The 17,508-nt window shown below is 67.2% G+C and carries 14 protein-coding genes and 3 tRNA genes; 6 read left to right on the top strand and 11 right to left on the bottom strand.

Going from position 1 to position 17,508, the window contains the following annotated elements:
• Positions 1-219: 219 nt before the first annotated feature.
• The 5 genes from AC5P7R_RS19540 to AC5P7R_RS19520 form a co-directional block, all read right to left on the bottom strand.
• Positions 220-2,010 (bottom strand): acyl-CoA dehydrogenase C-terminal domain-containing protein, encoded by a 1,791-nt coding sequence (locus AC5P7R_RS19540; protein WP_495214144.1) that lies wholly within the window; start codon positions 2,008-2,010, stop codon positions 220-222.
• A 65-nt stretch (positions 2,011-2,075) separates the two neighbouring features.
• Positions 2,076-2,552 carry an LEA/WHy family protein gene (locus tag AC5P7R_RS19535; protein ID WP_010486516.1) on the bottom strand — a complete coding sequence of 159 codons (477 nt, stop codon included), beginning with the start codon at positions 2,550-2,552 and terminating at the stop codon, positions 2,076-2,078.
• Positions 2,553-2,714: 162 nt separating this feature from the next.
• Complete coding sequence (locus AC5P7R_RS19530) at positions 2,715-3,266, bottom strand: lipocalin family protein (RefSeq protein WP_019660542.1); 552 nt, start codon at positions 3,264-3,266, stop codon at positions 2,715-2,717.
• Between the two features lie 160 nt (positions 3,267-3,426).
• Positions 3,427-3,502: transfer RNA gene (locus AC5P7R_RS19525), tRNA-Phe, on the bottom strand.
• 71 nt (positions 3,503-3,573) lie between these two features.
• Positions 3,574-3,649: transfer RNA gene (locus AC5P7R_RS19520), tRNA-Phe, on the bottom strand.
• A gap of 363 nt (positions 3,650-4,012) precedes the next feature.
• Between AC5P7R_RS19520 and curA the strand changes: the two genes are divergently transcribed.
• Positions 4,013-5,038 carry an NADPH-dependent curcumin/dihydrocurcumin reductase gene (gene curA, locus AC5P7R_RS19515; protein ID WP_021202171.1) on the top strand — a complete coding sequence of 342 codons (1,026 nt, stop codon included), beginning with the start codon at positions 4,013-4,015 and terminating at the stop codon, positions 5,036-5,038.
• A gap of 37 nt (positions 5,039-5,075) precedes the next feature.
• Here curA and AC5P7R_RS19510 read toward each other — a convergent pair whose 3' ends face one another.
• Positions 5,076-5,918, bottom strand: a complete 843-nt coding sequence (locus tag AC5P7R_RS19510; protein WP_031269378.1) for a bifunctional transcriptional activator/DNA repair enzyme AdaA — start codon at positions 5,916-5,918, stop codon at positions 5,076-5,078.
• A 132-nt stretch (positions 5,919-6,050) separates the two neighbouring features.
• On the opposite strand from AC5P7R_RS19510, the gene AC5P7R_RS19505 reads away from it, so the two are divergent.
• On the top strand, positions 6,051-6,812 hold the full coding sequence (locus AC5P7R_RS19505) for an SDR family oxidoreductase (RefSeq protein WP_111098301.1): 762 nt from the start codon (positions 6,051-6,053) through the stop codon (positions 6,810-6,812).
• A 6-nt stretch (positions 6,813-6,818) separates the two neighbouring features.
• On the opposite strand, the gene AC5P7R_RS19500 is transcribed toward AC5P7R_RS19505, so the two are convergent.
• Positions 6,819-7,304 carry a hypothetical protein gene (locus AC5P7R_RS19500; RefSeq protein ID WP_171952867.1) on the bottom strand — a complete coding sequence of 162 codons (486 nt, stop codon included), beginning with the start codon at positions 7,302-7,304 and terminating at the stop codon, positions 6,819-6,821.
• A gap of 159 nt (positions 7,305-7,463) precedes the next feature.
• On the opposite strand from AC5P7R_RS19500, the gene AC5P7R_RS19495 reads away from it, so the two are divergent.
• Complete coding sequence (locus AC5P7R_RS19495; protein ID WP_171952866.1) at positions 7,464-7,634, top strand: hypothetical protein; 171 nt, start codon at positions 7,464-7,466, stop codon at positions 7,632-7,634.
• Between the two features lie 62 nt (positions 7,635-7,696).
• Here AC5P7R_RS19495 and AC5P7R_RS19490 read toward each other — a convergent pair.
• Positions 7,697-7,772: transfer RNA gene (locus AC5P7R_RS19490), tRNA-Ala, on the bottom strand.
• A gap of 228 nt (positions 7,773-8,000) precedes the next feature.
• On the opposite strand from AC5P7R_RS19490, the gene AC5P7R_RS19485 reads away from it, so the two are divergent.
• Entirely contained in the window at positions 8,001-10,331 is a 2,331-nt protein-coding gene (locus AC5P7R_RS19485; protein WP_206621272.1) for a TonB-dependent receptor, read from the top strand.
• Positions 10,332-10,406: 75 nt separating this feature from the next.
• Here AC5P7R_RS19485 and AC5P7R_RS19480 read toward each other — a convergent pair whose 3' ends face one another.
• Positions 10,407-11,480, bottom strand: coding sequence for a hypothetical protein (locus AC5P7R_RS19480; protein WP_021202165.1), 1,074 nt, complete (start codon positions 11,478-11,480; stop codon positions 10,407-10,409).
• Positions 11,481-11,570: 90 nt separating this feature from the next.
• Complete coding sequence (gene rnd, locus AC5P7R_RS19475; protein WP_459390056.1) at positions 11,571-12,650, bottom strand: ribonuclease D; 1,080 nt, start codon at positions 12,648-12,650, stop codon at positions 11,571-11,573.
• Between the two features lie 84 nt (positions 12,651-12,734).
• Here rnd and AC5P7R_RS19470 point away from each other — a divergent pair, with 84 nt between their 5' ends.
• Positions 12,735-14,621 carry a formylglycine-generating enzyme family protein gene (locus AC5P7R_RS19470; protein WP_021202163.1) on the top strand — a complete coding sequence of 629 codons (1,887 nt, stop codon included), beginning with the start codon at positions 12,735-12,737 and terminating at the stop codon, positions 14,619-14,621.
• 88 nt (positions 14,622-14,709) lie between these two features.
• Positions 14,710-15,606 carry a M48 family metallopeptidase gene (locus AC5P7R_RS19465; RefSeq protein WP_019660530.1) on the top strand — a complete coding sequence of 299 codons (897 nt, stop codon included), beginning with the start codon at positions 14,710-14,712 and terminating at the stop codon, positions 15,604-15,606.
• Positions 15,607-16,134: 528 nt separating this feature from the next.
• On the opposite strand, the gene xseA is transcribed toward AC5P7R_RS19465, so the two are convergent.
• On the bottom strand, positions 16,135-17,466 hold the full coding sequence (xseA, locus tag AC5P7R_RS19460; RefSeq protein WP_111097875.1) for an exodeoxyribonuclease VII large subunit: 1,332 nt from the start codon (positions 17,464-17,466) through the stop codon (positions 16,135-16,137).
• Positions 17,467-17,508: the final 42 nt, after the last annotated feature.

Raw genomic sequence — 17,508 nt, 5'->3', positions numbered from 1 at the left:
CGCCATCGAGCCCCCAGGGGTGAGGGCGCTTTGCTTGCGAAGCACTGCTTCGCAAGCGCCCGAACGCCCAGCCGCCAGCGGCTGGGCCGGACCGCGGAGCGGGGTTTACGGCGTGTCCTGCCAGCCCACACCGCCCCGCCATCCACCGGGATCCAGCTGTTGCTTTGCGGTTGCCGGCCAGCGGCCGGCACTACCGCGGGTGCCGGGCGGCAGCCCGGCTCAGGCGCCGAAGCGCTCGTCGTCCATTGCCATCAGCGGGGCGGCGCCGGCCTGGATGGCGGCGGCGTGGCTGAGGGTGCGCGGCAGCACGCGGGCGAAGTAGAAGCGCGCGGTTTCGCGCTTGCCCTGGGCGAAAGCGGCACCGTGCGCGCTGGCATCGGCGGCGGCCACGCTGCGGGTCCACCAGTAGGCCAGCACCACGTAACCCGAATAGAACAGGTAGTCGTAGCTGGCTGCGCCCAGTTCGTCCGGATTGCCGGCCGCGCGCTGCAGCACGTCCATCGTCAGCTTGCCCCATTCGGCGGCCTTGGCGCGCAGCGGGCCAATGAACTCGGCCAGCGCTTCGTTGCCCTCGTGTTCCTTGGCGAAGGCTTCGATCTCGGCCAGCATCAGCTTCAGGCCGGCGCCCTGGCTGGAGGCGGTCTTGCGGCCGATCAGGTCCAGCGCCTGGATGCCGGTGGTGCCTTCATACAGCGTGGTGATGCGCGCATCGCGGGCCAGCTGTTCCATGCCGTGTTCGCGGATGTAGCCGTGGCCACCGAAGCACTGCAGGGCGTTGTAGGTGTTCTCGATGCCCCATTCGGTCTGGCAGGCCTTCGAGATGGGCGTGAGGAAGCTCACCAGGGTGTCGGCGCGCTCGCGCTCGGCGGCATCGCCGGCATGGTGGGCAATGTCGATCAGGGTGGCAGCGTGCAGCGCCAGCAGGCGGCTGCCTTCGACCAGCGACTTCACCGTCAGCAGCATGCGTCGCACATCCGGGTGGGCCAGGATCGGGTCGGCCGGCTTGTCCGGGAACCTGGCGCCACTCAGGGCGCGCGACTGCAGGCGCTCACGGCTGTACTTCAGTGCGTTCTGGTAGGCGCGCTCGGACAGGCCGATGCCCTGCAGGCCAACGCCCAGGCGCGCGGTGTTCATCATGGTGAACATCGCCTGCAGGCCCTTGTGCGGCTGGCCGACCAGGTAGCCCTGTGCGCCATCGAAGTTCATCACGCAGGTGACCGACCCCTTGATGCCCATCTTGTGCTCGATCGAGCCGCAGCGCAGTGCGTTGCGCTCGCCGACGTTACCTTCGCGGTCGACCTTGAACTTGGGGGTGACGAACAGCGAGATGCCCTTGGCGCCCGGAGGGGCGTCGGGCAGCTTGGCCAGCACCAGGTGCACGATGTTGCCGGTCAGGTCGTGCTCGCCGGCGGTGATGAAGATCTTGGTGCCGGTGATCGCGTAGCTGCCATCGGCATTCGGCTCGGCCTTGGTCTTCAGCAGGCCCAGGTCGGTGCCGCAGTGCGGTTCGGTCAGGCACATGGTGCCGGTCCAGCGGCCTTCGATCAGCGGCTTGAGGAAGGCCTCGTGCTGCCAGGCTTCGCCGTGCTGCTTCAGCGCTTCGATGGCGCCGTGCGAGAGCAGCGGGAAGTTGCCCCACGCCAGGTTGGCGGCGTTGATCATTTCGTTGAGCGGCACGCCCAGGGTGTGCGGCAGGCCCTGCCCACCCAGTTCCGGCGAGGCGGTCAGGCCGGTCCAGCCGCCATCGACGAACTGGTCGTAGGCCTGCTTGAAGCCGGGCGGGGTGGTCACTTCACCGGTGGCCTGGTCGAGCACGCAGCCGATCTCGTCGCCGACGCTGTTGAGCGGGGCCAGCACGGTGGCGCTGAAGCGGCCGGCTTCCTCCAGCACGGCATCGACCACGTCGGCGGTGGCGTCGGTGAAGCCCAGGCGGGCGAACAGGGGTTCGACCTTGAGCACGTCGTGCAGGGCGAAACGGAGGTCGGAAAGCGGGGCGGTGTAGCTGCTCATCGGTACGTCTCGGTTTGATCAGGGCAGGGGAGAGTGGCGCCAGGCGCCGCGACGGAAGGTGGAAATCAGCGCAGCACGCCCGGCAGGCCGGGCGCCTGGTTGAGGGTGCTGCGGCTGCTGATATCGAAGCTGCGCTGCTTCTTTTCCTGCGGCGTGGCCGCCACCGTTCCCTTCAGGCCGTAAGCCAGGGTGCGGTTGCTGGCCAGCGCGTCGGCCACCACCAGGCGTGCGGCCGAGCTGGGCACGAGGTCAACATTGATGACATCGGCTGAGGTGCCGCCAATGGAGATGCCCGGCTTGGCCTGCAGGGTGCCGGCGTCGCTGTCGCCGACGGTCAGCGCCAGCGCGACGTCATCGAAGGTCATGGGCATGGAGCTGTAGTTCTGCAGGCGCAGGGCCACGGTCCAGTTGCCGTCGGCGCGCACGGTCAGCTGCTGGAGGCTGGCCGCCGGTTCCGAAACACGCTTGACGATGCCGTTGTTGCAGGCAACAAGGGCGAGGGTGCACAGGACGATCAAGGCGATACGGAAACGGTGGAGCATGGGCGCAGTTCCTCTGAAGGGGTGCGTTGGATAAGCATACTACGGCGTATGGTCGTTTGGGTCGCCTGTGGCGACCCGTCGCAGAGGGTAGCGCGTGAAGATGGCGGCCGGGCGTGCGCGGCGCCGCATGGCGCGCGCGTAGTGCGCCGGATGCGGGGAGGTTCAGTCGGCGGGTGTATCGCGAATCGGGGCCATCAGGCGCAGCGGGCCGAGGTCGTAGCCCATCGTCTCGGCCTTGGCTTTCAGCTGTTCGAACTGGGCGCGATCCATTTCCGGCAGGCGCGAGAGGATCCACAGGTACTTTCGGTCCGGTTCACCGACCAACGCCCACTGATAGTCCGGGTCCAGTGCCAGGACCCAGTAGTCGGCCCAGACCAGTGGCACCCAGCTCAGCCAGTCCGGAACGAATCGCACCTGCAACTGGCCGGGATGGCCGGCAACCGGGCGCGCCACGCCTTCAGCAACCACGCGTTCTCCGTCGCCGTTGCGGCAGGCATTGGTGACGCTGATGCGGCCATCGCGGCGCAGCCCGTAGTTGGCGGTGATATCGCCCACGCATTGCTTCTGGAACGAAACCGGAAGATGCGCAATCTCGTGCCACTGGCCGGCATAGCGATCGATGTCCAGGCGCTCGACCGCGCGCACAGGTTCAGTGGCGATCACCGGGAAGGCGGCCAGCAGCAGGCAGGCGAGCAGGGCAGGGCGCAGAGGCATCGTTAGGCTCCGGGCAGGAGTCTGGAGCGTAGGTGCCGCCGCGCATGCCGGTGTAAATGTTTCGTCAACCGGGCGTGTGCGCAGGCGCCGCATCCGCAACTTGTGCAGTGCGCGAAGCACGGACAGAAAAAAGACCTGCATCTCTGCAGGTCTCGAAAGATGGTGGCCGAAGACGGAATCGAACCGCCGACACGGGGATTTTCAATCCCCTGCTCTACCAACTGAGCTACTCGGCCAAACTGTGTGGCAATCACGATCAACTGCGATTCCCGAAAAAAAGACCCGCATTTCTGCAGGCTGTCGAACGTGGTGGCCGAGGACGGAATCGAACCGCCGACACGGGGATTTTCAATCCCCTGCTCTACCAACTGAGCTACTCGGCCACGTAGTTCATTGCAGCGAGGTCGCTGCCAAGGACGCGCATATTACGGAGGTCAGTCGCCCACGGCAAGCATTTTGGCAAAAAACCTTCACATTGCCGTCTGCGCAGGCGCAAGTACTTGATCCGCCGTCGCGGGGCGGGGGCGCGCTGGAGCCGATTCATCGGGGCGCGGCGGCGCGGTGATCATCGCCTGCGGCGGAATTCAGCGGGCCACGGTGATCGACAAAAGCGGTGTGGCGGGGCCAGCGCGTGGACGGCACCGACACCTGACATGGAACGCTGTTTTCGTGACCGCCATTGGGGCACGCTGCGGCGTAGTGTCGGCGTTCTCTTCCTGACGCTGGCAACAGCAGAGATCGTCGTCATGTCCGACTCATTGACCACCACCCGCATCGTGCTGGCGTCGCGTCCGCTGGGGGCGCCTACTGCAGCCAATTTCCGCTTGGAGCATGCCGCGCTGCCGCCCTTGGGCGACGGCGAGGTGCTGCTGCGCAATCGCTACCTCTCACTGGACCCGTACATGCGTGGACGCATGGATGAGGGACCGTCCTATGCCGCGCCGGTGGCGGTGGGCGCGGTGATGGAAGGGCAGACCGTGGCCGAGGTGCTGCAGTCCAACGCCGAGGGTGTAGCTGCAGGTGAGCTGGTGCTGGCGCCGGGTGGCTGGCAGACCCACGCGGTGCTGCCGGCCACGGCACTGGGGCGCCGCCTGGACCCGGCCGGACTGCCGCTGAGTACGGCGCTGGGGGTATATGGCATGCCCGGCTTCACCGCCTATTCCAGCCTGCATGAAATCGCCCGTCTGAAGCCGGGCGAGACGTTGGTGGTGGCTGCCGCAACGGGGCCGGTCGGCGCGACCGTAGCGCAGCTGGCCAAGCTGCAGGGCGCGCGCGTAGTGGCTATCGCTGGTGGCGAGGCCAAGCGTGCCTATCTGCAGACGCTGGGCGTGGACGAGGCGCTGGATCATCGCGCGGCTGATTTTGCCGAGCAGCTGCGCGCGGCGGTACCTGCCGGCATCGACGTGTACTTCGAGAATGTCGGTGGCCATGTGCTGGATGCAGTGCTGCCGCTGCTCAACAACTTCGCCCGCATTCCGGTGTGCGGCACCATCGCCACCTACAACGAGCGGGGCGTCGAGCAGCCCGGCCCGGACCGGTTGCCGGCACTGTTCAGCCAGATCCTGCGCCAGCGCCTGACCGTGCGTGGCTTCATCGTGCACGACTTCAACCATCTGTGGCCGGACTTCGAACGTGAGATGCGGCAGTGGCTGCGCGAAGGCCGCATCCAGTACCGCGAGGATGTGGTGGAAGGGCTGGAGAATGCGCCGGAGGCGTTCTTCGGGCTGCTGCAGGGACGCAACTTCGGCAAGCTGGTGGTGAAGCTGGATTGAGGGCTTGGCGGTGTGCCGACCAAGGTCGGCACCCACTTCAGGCAGTCGAGGCCTTTTCCCTGCGCAGCAGTTCGCGCTTGCGTGCCACGCCCCAGGCATAGCCGGACAGGTCGCCGTCGCGGCGCACCACGCGGTGGCAGGGGACTGCCACCGCCAGCGGGTTGCTTGCGCATGCACGTGCCACCGCACGACTCGAGCGTGGCGCACCGATACGCGCAGCGACATCCGCATAGGAGGCGGTTTGTCCACGCGGGATCTGTTGCAGCGCCTGCCACACCCGTTGCTGGAATGCGGTGCCGCGGATATCCAGCGGCAGCGTGGCGCCCCGCGAAGGATCCTCGACCAGGCCCACGACCTGCGCCACCAGTTGCTCATAGCCCTGGTCGGCGCCAATCAGTTCGGCCTGGCGGAAGCGTTGCTGCAATGACTGCAGCAGCGTCTCCGGATCGTCGCCGAGCAGTATCGCGACCACGCCGGTGGCACTGCTGGCCACCAGCACGCTGCCCAGTGAACTTTCGGCAAGCGCGAAGTGGATGACTTCGCCGCGACCACCTGCGCGCCATTGCTTGGGCGTCATGCCCAGCAACTTCGGTGCGTTCTCGTAGAAGCGCCCACTGGAACCGAAGCCGGCATCATGGAAGGCATCGGTGATGCGTTCCTGCTGTTCCAGCCCGGTGCGCAGGCGGTCGGCGCGCAGCGCGGCAGCGTACTGCTTGGGGGTCAACCCTGTGGCCTGCTTGAACAGGCGGTGCAGCCGGGTCGGGCTGCAGCCGGCGATGTCGGCCAGTTCCTGCAGTGAGGGTTCGTCGAGGCTGGTCTGCAGGTGGCGGCAGACCCGTTCGACGCGGGCATCGAGGGCGGTGGTGGCGGTACTGTCCATGGCCGGATTCTGGCACGCGCCGGTTCTGCGGAAACTCCGTTTCCTGCACCGACGGGCCAGGCCCGGAAACGGAGTGTTGGCAGGCCGAAGGCGCGGCATCGTGGCGGCCACTTCACAACCGGCACCACGACCATGCGCCTGAACAACAAGATCGCTCTCATCACCGGTGCCAGCGCTGGCATTGGCCGCGCCAGCGCGCTGCGCTTCGCCGCCGAAGGGGCGAAGCTGGTGCTCAACGCACGGCGGCCGGAGCCGCTGCAGGCGCTGGTCGAGCAGATTCGCGCCGCCGGTGGCGAAGCCGTGGCGCATGCCGCTGACGTGGCTGACCCGGGCACGGCACAAGCGCTGGTCGATCTGGCCCAGCAGTCCTTCGGCGGCCTGGACATCGCGCTCAACAATGCCGGCATGCTCGGGCCGGGCGTGCCGGCAGCGGAGTTCCCGGTGGACGCTTGGCGTGAAGTGATGGCCACCAATCTGGATGCCGCGTTCCATGCCGCACGTGCGCAGTTGCCGGCACTGCTGGCGCGCGGCGGCGGCTCGCTGGTGTTCGTTGGCACTTTCGTCGGTCACACCGTGGGATTCCCGGGCATGGCGGCCTATGCGTCAAGCAAGGCCGGGCTGATCGGCCTGAGCCAGGTGATCGCCGCCGAATACGGTGCGCGCGGCGTACGCAGCAATGTGCTGCTGCCCGGTGGTACCGATACCGAGATGGGCCGGCAGGCGGCGCCCACCGGCGATGCACGTGACTTCGTGCGCTCGCTGCACGCACTCAAGCGCTTGGCCGAGCCGGAGGAGATCGCCAATGCGGCGCTGTTCCTGGCCAGCGATGAAAGCAGTTTCGTTACCGGTACCGCGATGCGTGTGGAGGGCGGGGTATCGATTACCCGCACCTGAGGACGGTCACCGACGTGGCCGGTAGCGGATACCGCTGCTGGCCATGAAGCCCTTCGGATCGAAACGGGCCCATGCCTCGCCCCAGTCGAAGCGGGCGTGGCCGCCGGCCAGTTTGCGCCCCAGCGCCGCACCCAGCGTGCGGCGCATGAAGGCGACTTCGGCATCGATTGCCGCCTGGGTCGGCCAGCCGTCTTCCAACGTCGCACCGGGTAGATCGACGCCCATCGTCACCATGTTGAGCTGTTGCCCGAAGAAGCACAGGCTGATGCCAGCGGGCGCGCCGCCCAGGCTGAGCTGGTGCAGGCTGAGCCAGACGTAGCCGGTGCCGACATCGCGCTCCCCTCGGACCAGCGGGGCAAAGGCGGCACGCGCTTCGTCCAGTAACAAGGTGGGGCCGATCAATGCTGGCAGGTTGCCGAGCTGGATGCTGCCGTCGGTCGCATTGAGGAGCATCGGCAACGCGTGGGCTGCGTGCTGGGCAGAGGAGGGCATGGCACACCGGTGAGCGTGGTGCCCCGGATTCTGGCTGGGCGGGGCGGTGGCGGCAAGCCGCTTCCTGCACAGGATGTTGGCGCGGGACTGACCTGCGGCTCACCCGGCAACCTCTAGCGTGGTGGCAGCGCTGGCCTGCTGCCGGCGAGGGAGTTTTCGATGAACGAGCAAAGCAGGGATCAGGACCCGAAGCAGGGCATCCAGGAAAGCCGCCAGGACAGGAAGCAGGACGATGTGGCCAAGCAGCGGCCGGGGCAGCGCGATCAACAGGTGCGTGATACGCACTCGCGCGGCCCGCAACGCAAGGATGGAGAACAGGAGCCGGCCTGAGCCGGAGGCGCTGAAAAGAAAAAACCCGCAGATCATGGCGATCTGCGGGTTCTTCTGAAAAGTGGTGGAGCCAAGGAGGATCGAACTCCTGACCTCGTCATTGCGAACGACGCGCTCTCCCAGCTGAGCTATGGCCCCACGGCAGGACTCAAGTGTAGCCAAGTGGCCGCGCCTTGCCAAGCCGATCCGGACGCCGGACGACGCGGCGTGAGCGCGCGCAATGGTGCCGAAACCGTTCGGTTCGCCGCGGCGGGGTCCGCGCAACGAAATCGTAACAATTTGGGGGATAATGGCCGCTTGCGCAGTTCTCCTCCCTTTTGCCGCCCGGCTCGCGCAGGCCGCACGGACGCCTCCTCAGAGCATTCCATGCCCTCCCATTCCGATTCCCGCCGCCTGTCGGGTCTGTCGTCTTCCCTTGTTTCCTTCCGCCGTCACCCGCTGGCCCTGGCCTGTGCCGGTCTGGCCCTGGTCGGCAGCTTCGGCGCCGCCGCGCAGGACAGCGCGCCGACCCCGACCGGCCTGGACACGATCACCGTGACCGCCGAACACCGTGAGCAGAACCTGCAGGAAGTGCCGGTCTCGGTGGGTGTGGTGCAGGGGGAGCGCATGCGCGACTTCACCGCCGGCGGCGACGACACCCTGCTGGCACTGTCCGGCCGCGTGCCGAGCCTGTATGCGGAAACCACCACCGGCCGCATCTTCCCGCGCTTCTACATCCGCGGCCTGGGCAACATCGACTTCTACCTGGGAGCCTCGCAGCCGGTGTCGATCATCCAGGACGACGTGGTGCTGGAGCACGTGGTGCTGAAGTCCAACCCGGTCTATGACGTAGACCAGGTGGAAGTGCTGCGCGGCCCGCAGGGCTCGCTGTTCGGCCGCAACACCACCGCCGGCATCGTCAAGTTCGACACCCTGAAGCCGACCCAGGACTACACCGGCCGCGTCAGCGCCAGCTACGCCACCTACAACAGCGTGTCGATCGACGGCGGCTTCGGCGGCCCGATCAACGACATCGCCTCGTTCCGCGTGTCGGCGCTGTACCAGCACCGCGATGACTACGTCGACAACACCTACAAGGGCCCGAGCGCCGATGGCACGGTCAGCCCGAAGAAGAACGCCATGGGCGGCTTCGACGACCGCAACGTGCGCGCCCAGCTGCTGCTGACCCCGAGCGACCAGTTCTCGATCCTGGCCTCGGCCCACGCCCGCGACTATGAAGGCACCTCGACCCTGTTCCTGCGCGGTGCGCTGACCAAGGGCTCGAACAAGACCGACGTGCCGCGCGACAAGGTCGCCTACGACGAGGCCGACAACAACCCGCAGGCCTACAAGACCTACGGCGGCTCGGTGAAGGCACGCTACGACTTCGGCGCGATCGACTTCACCTCGATCACCGCCTACGAGACCACCTCCGGTTACAGCCGTGGCGACACCGACGGCGGTGCTGCGGTGAACTTCCCGGTCAACGGCGTGCCGAACGGCTACGGCCAGTCGATGGGCCGCATCCGCGACCTGGACCAGTGGACCCAGGAATTCCGCCTGGCCAGCCATGACGACAGCGCGCTGCAGTGGCAGGCCGGTGCGTTCTACTTCAACGGCAGCGACACCACCGACTTCTACCAGCGCGCCTGGTTCCTGCAGGGCGCGGCACGCAACCCGAACAACTGGGTGCGCCTGCGCAACAAGAACACCTCGTGGGCCGGTTTCGGCCAGCTGAGCTACGCCTTCACCGACAAGTTCACCGTCACCGCCGGCCTGCGCCAGACCCGGGACGAGAAGCACACCCGCCTGCTGAAGACCGCCGACACCGCTGCCGGCGTGGTCACCTACAAGGGCCGCACCGACGTCAAGATGTCCGACACCACCCCGAGCTGGGATCTGAGCGCGATGTATCAGATCACGCCGGACGTGAGCGTCTACGCCAAGGTCGCGCGTGGCTTCCGTGGCCCGACCATCCAGGGTCGTTCGGCAGTGTTCAATGCCGACTTCACCACCGCCGATTCCGAGACGATCCTGTCCTGGGAAGCGGGCGTGAAGAGCAGCCTGTGGGACAACCGCCTGCGCCTGAACGCCACCGCGTTCACCTACACCGTCAACGACATCCAGCTCAACGGCAACGATTCGGACGGCAACGGCGTGCTGTTCAACGCCGACAAGGCCAGGGCCTACGGCTTCGAAGCCGACATGGAGCTGCGCCCGATCCCGAACCTGACCTTGAGCGCCGGCCTGAGCCTGCTGCACAGCGAGATCAAGGACAAGCGCGTCTACGCACAGGTCTGCGGCCTCAACGGCCAGGTGGTGTGCACGGTGAATGACCCGACCATCAAGGTCGGCGCCAACACCTTCGCGCAGATCGACGGCAACCCGCTGCCGAACGCACCGAAGTACAACGTGAACCTGGCTGCCCGCTACGACTTCCCGGTCAGCGACGCTGGCACCATGTTCGTGTCCACCGACTGGAACAAGCAGGGTTACACCAGCTTCGTGCTGTACGACAGCAAGGAGTTCAACTCCAAGGGTGACTTCGAAGGTGGCCTGAAGATCGGCTACTCGGGCAACTACGGTGCCTACGAAGTTGCGCTGTTCGCGCGCAACATCACCAACGAGAAGAACCTCAAGGGTGTGATCGAGAACTACATGGCGGCGGTCTACAACGAACCGCGCACCGTGGGTGTCTCGCTGAACATGAACTGGTAAGCCTTACCCCGTCGTGTACCGGAAACGGCGCTCATCGAGCGCCGTTTTTCGTTGCTGGCCAGGCATCATCCGTGCTCAAGGCGTGGCGCTGACGCCCTTGCCCAGCGCTGCATCGGACGGCGCACTGGGGCCCAGCACCTGCAGCTGCATCGCCTCCATCCGCTCCAGTACCTTGCGCTGCTTGCCGTTGAGGCCGCGCGAGGTGATTGCGATGTGCTTGCGTGCAGCGTCCAGCGGCGCGGGTTGGTAGTGCACCGTGAAGCGGCGCAGGGCGCATCCCATCAGCTTGTCGACCGGTGCGCAGTCGTTGGCGTTGAAATCGATATCGCCGTCGGCGGCAACAATGAAGGGGCTGAGCAGGATCTGCCCTTCGCGGGCAGTGAAGGCCAGTGGCGCGTGGGCCTTGGCGATGACCGCCTGGATGCGTACGGCAGGGATGTCTTCAGGGACGATCCTGTCATCCCAGTAGCCTTCGGTCGGGCGCGAGGTTTCGTAGTTCTGGGTGCCCCATGCCACGCAGTTGCCGGAGGCCACATGCACCGAGATGCAGACCTGCTGGGAGTGCTGATCGGTCAGGACGCCGGGTGGTACCCAGACCTTCTTCCAGGAATAGAAACGGTAATCGACGTCGGCCAGGCGGGTGACGCCGATGTCCTTCGATACTTCGTCCGTGGTCCCCAGCGGCTTCAGCTTGGCCACGCGGGTGTTCAGGCGGTAGTTTTCCGCACCGTTCAGCAGATAGGTGCCCGGCGGAATCAGATGCACCTCGAACACGTCCATCAACACCGTCCGCTGCGGGCCGGTTTCCAGTTCGTTGGTGTTGAACAGCTGCACATAGCCTTGGGAGGGAATATCCTTGTGCTGGAAGGACACCCGCGTCGAGAACCCGGGTAGGTCGGTCGAGCGGTTGCCCAGATGAAAGCCGGGGACCGGGGAGCCGACACCTGGCCCGCCGTTGTGCACGACATACGGGGCCGGCACCAGCACAGCAACCAGACCGTCGCGGGTGGCACCGTCAATGATGTCCACCAGCTTGGCTGTGTTCTCCTTTTCCTGTGCATAGGAAAGCGGTGCGGCCTGCCCAGAGCATGCCAGGCCCAACGTGGTTAGCAGCAGTGCGCAGGCGGTCGCGATCTTGAGGGTCTGCATCGACGTCTCCTTGTCAGTACCGCCAAACCCTAGCACGGCCCCTGCAGGCTTGAGGTGCACGACGCCGGCGTGGTCCGGCGCCTTGTGCCATCAACGTGCGGGCAGCAGCGCCTGAAGCTGCGATTCCAGTTCCTGCTGGCGCCAGCCCGCCAGTGCGGCCGGCCATTTGCGGCGTTCCAGATAGCTTTCCAGATGCTTGCGGGAGGCCAGCACGCCATCCGGCAGGCCCAGCTCGCGGCTGCGTTCGGCAACGGCGTCCTGCAGCCTCTTCAGTACCTGCTTGTTGCTGTCGTTGGCGGGCAGTGCCAGCGGTGCCTCGGCCTCATCGGCCAGCGGCGTGGATAGTGCCTGCCAGACCGCGCCTGCCAGCTTGCGCGGTGCCTTCGGGAACTGTTCAAACAGCGTGGCCAGCGCGGCGGCATCGGCCGGTGGCGTGCGTGCCAGCGTGGCGGCCAGTTCGTTGTCCAGGATCCAGCTGCGCGGGCGGTCGCTGCTGCGTGCCTGCACATCACGCCAGCGCAGCAGGCGCAGCAGGCGGCGCTGCGCGGGAGCATCGAGAAACTGCGCTGAGCGCATCGCCAGATGCGGCCAGCGGTCCTCGTCATTGGCGACGCTGGCCAGCAGGCGCTCGCCGTCGTCGTGCAGCCACTGCTGGCGGCCCAGTGCCTGCAACTTGGCATCAATGGCGTCATGCAGCGCGAACAGGTGCTCGACGTCGTCGGCGGCGTATTGCAGTTGCGACTCCGAGAGTGGACGGCGCATCCAGTCCGAGCGCGTTTCGCCCTTGGCCAACGCCACGCCGGTGATTTCCGCCACCAGCTTCTGGTAACCCATGCCGCCGCCGATGCCAGCCAGCGCAGCACCGATCTGGGTATCGAACAATGGCCGCGGTAGCACGCCGCACGCCCACTTGAAGGCGACCAGGTCTTCGCTGGCGCTGTGCATCACCTTGGTGATCGATTCATCGGCCAGCCAGGGCGCCAGCGCCTCGGTCATGCCGGGAATCAGCGGATCGATCAGCAGGATGTCCTGCCCGACCGCCATCTGCACCAAAGCCAACTGCGGCCAGAAGGTGCGTTCACGGATGAATTCGGTGTCCAGGCCGATGCGGGCCGGACGCTGCTGGAAGTACGCATCCAGCTCGGCGGGGGTGGTGATCCAGGTTGCCACGGGTCAGGGCCTACTACTCGGGTTTGCTCAGGCAGGGGAGAATAGCCTAACGTCGGTGCGCGTCCCTGCCGAAGGAGATCCTGCTTGCGTTTTCCGCTGTCGTCCGTGCTGTGCACCGCCGTGGCCGTGGCCCTGGCCGGCTGCACGCCGTCGCCCCCCACGGCAGTGGACCCGAGTGCCGGGGAAGGGACGCGCCTGTCTGCGAACACAGACAGCGACGAGCGTCCACAGGCCGGGCAGGGCAGCGTGACCATCGCCGGCGAGGATGCCGCCGAGGATGTGCAGCAATGGACGCCGCCGCGGGTGGACCGACAGGGGCGAAGCCTGGCGCAGTTGCGCCGCGCGGCCGGGCAGGCCTTCAACGAGGGCCGGCTGTACGAGGATGCCGATGCCGCCATTCCACTGTGGCTGGCGGTACAGGAAGAGGATCCGGATGACCGCCAGGCCCGCCAAGGCCTGCAGCGTGCCCGCCAGCGGCTGCAGCAGCAGGCGGATGCGCTGCTGGTGCGGCCGCTCAGGCAGCGCGAGGCGCTGGCCGAGGCCAGCCGCCAGGCGCTGGTTCTGCTGACGCTGGCGCCGAAGGACGGGAAGGTGCGCGCGCTGCAGGGACGGGTGGAGCTTGCCCAGCGGGTGGTGGCTTACAACCGCGCTGGTGAAGAGGACCTGCGCTCGGGCCGGATCGGCGAAGACGGGGACGGGGCTATTGGCAACTTCCGCGAGGCACTGGCACTGGATGGGAACAACAGCCGCGCGCGGCAGGGACTGGCCGCAGCCGAAAGCGGGCTGATCCGCCGCGCCGAAGATGCTGCACGCGCGCGCGATTTCGCCAGCGCGGGCACTTGGTTGGCCGAAGCCAGCAAGGTGCGCGACTCATCGCCGACCATTGCCGACGCGTTCGAGCGCATCGAGCAGATCCGTGCGGCGGTGTTGCTGCAGCTGCGCGATGACGGCCTGCGCGACCTGTCCACGCCGCAGGGCCTGAAGCCGGCACGCGAGAAGCTGGCCGAGGCCCTGCGCATCGCCCTGCCGGGAGACCCGGTGGTGGCCCAGCTGCGTGAGCGCATTGACCTGGCCACGCACTACGGCAGCTTCCGCCCGGGGCAGGTATTCAGCGATGCCATGCGCGATGGCGGGCGCGGGCCGCAGATGGTGGTGGTCCCGCACGGCGGCTTCCAGATGGGGGCCGGTGATGCCGAGCCGGGCGCCAGCGATGCCGAGCGGCCATCGCATTATGTACGCTTTGATCGAGGCTTCGCGATGGCGATCACCGAGGTGACGGTCAGCGATTTCCAGCGCTACGTGAAGGCGACCAATGCGCGCCCGCGTGCGACCCGTCGCGGCCATTCGGTGGTCTATGACGAACGCAGCGGCAACTTCATCCGCCGCAGCGGCGTGGACTGGCGTTCGGACTACGACGGTGGCCTCGCGATGGCCAATTCGCCGGTGATGCATGTCAGTATCCGCGATGCCGAAAACTATGCGGCGTGGTTGTCCGAGCAGACCGGGCGCAGCTACCGGTTGCCCAGCGAGGCCGAGTTCGAATACGCGCTGCGCGCCGGCAGCAGTGGCCGCTATCCGTGGGGCGCCGCCGGCACGCCGCCGCCCGGTGCTGGCAACTTCACTGGCAGCAAGGATGTCTCGCCATCGGGACGGCACTGGCACAACGCCTTCATCGGCTATGGCGATGGCTGGTGGGGGCCCGCGCCGGTGGCCAGTTTCCAGGCCAATGCCTTCGGCCTGCACGACATGGCGGGCAATCTCAGCGAGTGGGTGGCCGATTGCTGGCATGCCAGCTACCGGCGCGCGCCCTCCGATGGCGCGGCCTGGTTCAACCCGGGCTGTCGCGCACGGGTGATCCGCGGGGGCAACTGGGCCAACGCGCCGGAGCAGACCCGTGCGGCGTGGCGGCAGTCGCAGGATTCGGACACCACCAGCGCGCGCATCGGTTTCCGCCTGGTGCGGGGCATCTGAGCGGCGCCGGGCTTCACCCGCTGCTGGCGCCCGCGCACTAAGATTGCGCCGTGCCCGCCGGCCGGCGGGGCCTGCTGGACGACCCCTGATGCGCAATGATCCCTTTTCCCGCTCGCCCCAAGGCCCGCAGCGTCGCGGCCTGTTTGGCAACATCCGCTGGTGGGTGCTGCTGCTGGCCGCCGGCTATGCGCTCTTCTACTGGTTTTCCAATCGCACGGTGGACCCCTACACCGGCGAGAAGGTGATGATTGACAGCAGCCTGGACGCCCGCCAGGAGACCGCCTTGGGCCTGCAGGCCTACCAGCAGATCCTCTCGGAGGAGCCGCCGATGGACTCCAACGCGCCGATCGCCCGCGATGTGCGCGACATCGCCCAGCGCCTGATTGCCAAGGTTGATGTGGTGGAGACTGCACTGGCGCAGGAGCACGGCGTTCAGCCGGCGCATTTCGCGCGTGATTTCCAGTGGGAAGTCAACGTGATCCCATCTGAACAGGCCAACGCATTCTGCCTGCCTGGTGGCAAGATGGCGGTCTATACCGGCCTGGTGCCGGTGGCGCGCACGCGCGACGCGATGGCGGTGGTGATGGGCCACGAGATTGCCCATGCGCTGCTGCGCCACGGTGCGCAGCGGATGGCGCAGCAGAAGCTGACCCAGATCGGGCAGATGGCCGGCGCCGCCAGCGGCATGGATGCGCAGCAGCAACAGATGATGATGTCGGCGATGGGCTACGGGTATCTGCTGCCCTATGCGCGCAGCCACGAGACGCAGGCCGATGAAGTGGGACTGATGCTGGCTGCGGCGGCGTGCTTCGACCCGCGCGAGGCGGTGCCGCTGTGGCAGCGCATGGGCCAGGCCAGTGGTGGCCAGTCACCGCCGGAGTTCGCGTCGACTCACCCGAACCCGGGTACCCGTATCCAGAACCTGCAGGCGTTGATGCCGAAGGCGCTCGAGTACCGGCAGAAGTTCTGCGAGCAGGCAAAGTAGGGGGTTGGTCGGCAGGGCTTGCAGCCCTGCACCTGCCGAAGCAACAGCAACAGCAACAGCGTGCATTCCGTGGGATGGCGGGGGGGGGGGGGCCGGTTGCGGGGGCCGCTGCAAGTACGTCCATGTAAGCTCGGTCGCCGCATCCATGCGGCTCACGCCCCCGCAACCGGACCCACCCCGCCTTCGACAGATGTCCGCGATCTGCCGGAATGGCGCTTGGGGTCAGATCCGTTTTCCGCAGGAAAACGGATCTGACCCCGAATTGATTCGATGTCTGAAAGAGATTCATCCACGCATGGCGTGGATCTACCGACCGTCATCGGGACACTGTCGAGGGTGGGGCGGTGTGGCTGTGCAGGACCGTTGGCGCCATGGATGGCGCCATCGAGCCCCCAGGGATGGTTTACGGCGTGTCCTGCACAGCCACACCACCCCGCCAAGCTATCAGCAATCCAGAGCCGCTTTCGCTGTTGCTTCGGCTGTTGCATTTGCCTCTGCAGGTGCAGGGCGCAGCCCTGCCGAACCCCTTTACTTGACCTGCACGTCGATCACGCCGTCGCCCACGCGCGCCTGCAATGCGTCGCCGGGCTGCACCTGATCGACCTGGCGCACCAGCGTGCCATCGTCACTGCGGGTCAGGATGCTGTAGCCGCGCGCTACAGTCGCCAGCGGGCTGACCGCTTCCAGCGAACGCGCCAGCCCGCGCAGGCGCAGCGCATCGCGTTCCAGCAGACGCTGCATCGCTGCCTGCGGTCGTCCGCGCAGGGCGGCCAGGCGGCGTTGCATCGTGTCGAGCTGGCGCTGTGGGTGGTGCCCGCGCAGGACCGCCGCTGCATGGCGAAGGCGCGCAGCACGGCGCTCCTGCTGCTGGTTGAACGCGGCATGCAGGCGCCGGCCCAGATCGAGCTGGCGGCGGCGCAACAGGTCCAGTCGCGCCTGCGGGCTCTGCGCGTTCAGGCGCAGCAGGGCACGGTCAGCACGTTGCATCGCCTGCTGCATCGTGTGCCGCTGCAGCTGCGCCATGCGTGCCGCGGTGCGCCGCAGGCGCAGGGCCAGTTCGCGCTGGTCCGGTACCAGCAGCTCGGCTGCCACCGATGGCGTCGGTGCACGCAGGTCGGCGGCGAAGTCGCTCAGGCTGAAGTCGGTTTCATGGCCCACCGCCGACACTACCGGGGTGCGGCTGGCGGCGATCGCACGGGCCAGTGCTTCATCGTTGAAGGCCCACAGGTCTTCCAGTGAACCGCCGCCACGGGTCAGCAGGATCACGTCGTAGCGGCCACTGGCATCGGCGGCCTGCAGCAGGCGGGTGATCTGTGCAGCGGCGCTGCTGCCCTGCACCAGGGTCGGCAGCAGGTCCACTTCCAGCAGCGGGAAGCGGCGGCCGAGCACGCTCAGCACGTCGCGCACAGCGGCGCCGGTGGGGGAGGTGATCACCGCAAGGCGCTGCACGTGCGCCGGCAGCGGCCGCTTGCGTGCCGGGTCGAACAGGCCTTCGGCCTCCAGCCGTGCCTTCAACTCCTCGAAGGCGCGGCGCAGTGCGCCTTCGCCGGCTTCCTCCATGTGGTCCAGCACCATCTGGTACTCGCCACGGGCGTCGTACAGGGTCACCTTGCCGCGCACCAGCACGCGCATGCCTTCGCGCGGCACGAACTTCAGGTATTGCGCCTTCATCCGGAACATCGCCGCGCGCAGCTGCGCACGTGCGTCCTTCAGGGTGAAATACAGATGCCCGGAGGCGGGACGCGCCACGCTGCCCAGTTCGGCCTCGACCCAGATCGCCGGGAAGCTGCCTTCCAGCAGGTCGCGGGCCAGGGTGTTGAGCTGGCTGGGGGTGAGGATGTCGTTGTTGCGTGGCTGCATGGGAACGGCGTCCTGCGGGCGGAACGGGGGCTCAGGATCGCA

The sequence above is a fragment of the Stenotrophomonas sp. YJH_SMC_27 genome, from assembly GCF_059369815.1.
The sequence above is the reverse complement of the archived record's forward strand: the minus strand, read 5'-3'. Positions and strand labels throughout refer to the sequence as shown.